Here is a 1,387-nt window from a genome sequence, read left to right on the forward strand (position 1 = left end):
CAGGGCTCGGTCATGGTCCTTGACCAAGTGTGGTGGAGTCGTTGGGGTTGCGGTGGCAGGCTGGGCAGCGCCAGAGGGCGGTGATCAGTGCGATCTGCAGGAGGGACACGACCTGATACAGGCTCAGGGCGTGTCCTGGTCTTTTGGGTTGAGGTGTTGCTCCAGGCAGAACAGGTGGGCGGCTGAGACGAGGGTGACGTGGTGGTGGAATCCGGCGTACGTTCGGCCCTCGTAGTCGCCCAGTCCCAGGGCTTGTTCCATCTCCCGGTAGTCGGTCTCGATGTGCCAGCGGCTGGTGGCGTGCCTGACCAGGGTCGACAGTGAGGTGCCCGGGGGAAGGTCGGTGAGCCATGAGCGGAACACCCCGCCGCCGTGCTTGCGACGCCACTGGACCAGTAGGGTGCGCTGAGGCAGGAGCCGATCGTCGGTTTCTGCGACGTGTCCGCGTTCGATGATCCCGGCGATGTGCACCGGAATGGCGGCGAACCAGCCGGAGCGGGCTCGATGGCTCGCGGTCCTGGCGCGGTAGATGAACCGGGTGGCCCGGTGCCGGTTGCCCTCGGCAACGGTGTCAACGGCGATGGTGGGGCGTCGTTTTGCCCAGGCGGTGACCGGTGTGCCCGTGGCGGGCAGGACCACCGTGTCCCCCTGGACGGCCAGGAGCCACCGGATGCCGCGGGCGGTGAGCCCCATGCGGAACGCGACGTTGGTGCCGTAGTCGCTGTCGGCGATGACCAGGGGCGGAACATTCCCCCACTCGGCGAGCTCGTCGAGCAGTTCGAGGGCGATCTGCTGCTTGGTGCGGTGCGCGAGCCCGGGCGGGACCCCGGCCTTCGCGCACCGGGCAGGGTCCTGTGCCCACTTCTGTGGAAGGAACAGGCGCCAGTGCAGCGGGGTCGACCCGCGTGGGGACACCGCGTGCACGGACACTCCGACCTGGCACAGGTGCTGGTTGCGCTCGCCGCAGTGCTGCACGATCGCCCCTGCGGTGCCGTGGCCGTAGCGGACGAACGGGTGGTCATCGATCAGCCACGCTGTCGGCTCGATCACAGCGACCGCCCGTGCCGCGACCCGCCGCATCACCTCGCTGTAGTTCCAGGTGGACTGGCCTACGAAGTGGCCCAGATTCTGTCGCGGGATGCCCAACCGCTCAGCCATCGGCTCCACCGACTTGCGTTTGCCGTCGAGCATCAACCCACGCAAGTACTGATGTCCGTAGCCGCGTTGGCCCTCGTAGGCCAGGTACTTGAAGACATCACCGGTGAACTCCGCGAGGTCCGCGTCCAGCGTGGCCATGGTCTGTAGGTCCATGGCCCGACCATCGCCCCAACGGCCATGGTCAGTCAGCTACTTAGCTGAATAGGTCGAGGATCATGACCGAGCCCTG

Annotated in this window: 1 protein-coding gene; it reads right to left on the reverse strand. The window is 67.1% G+C overall.

Annotation, left to right across the window (positions count from 1 at the left end; all coding sequences use genetic code 11):
* Positions 1 to 123 precede the first annotated feature (123 nt).
* Complete coding sequence (locus ACIRPK_RS36885) at positions 124 to 1,296, reverse strand: IS701 family transposase (protein ID WP_403047331.1); 1,173 nt, start codon at positions 1,294 to 1,296, stop codon at positions 124 to 126.
* Positions 1,297 to 1,387: the final 91 nt, after the last annotated feature.

This window comes from Kitasatospora sp. NPDC101801 (assembly GCF_044766665.1).
Classification (GTDB): domain Bacteria; phylum Actinomycetota; class Actinomycetes; order Streptomycetales; family Streptomycetaceae; genus Kitasatospora.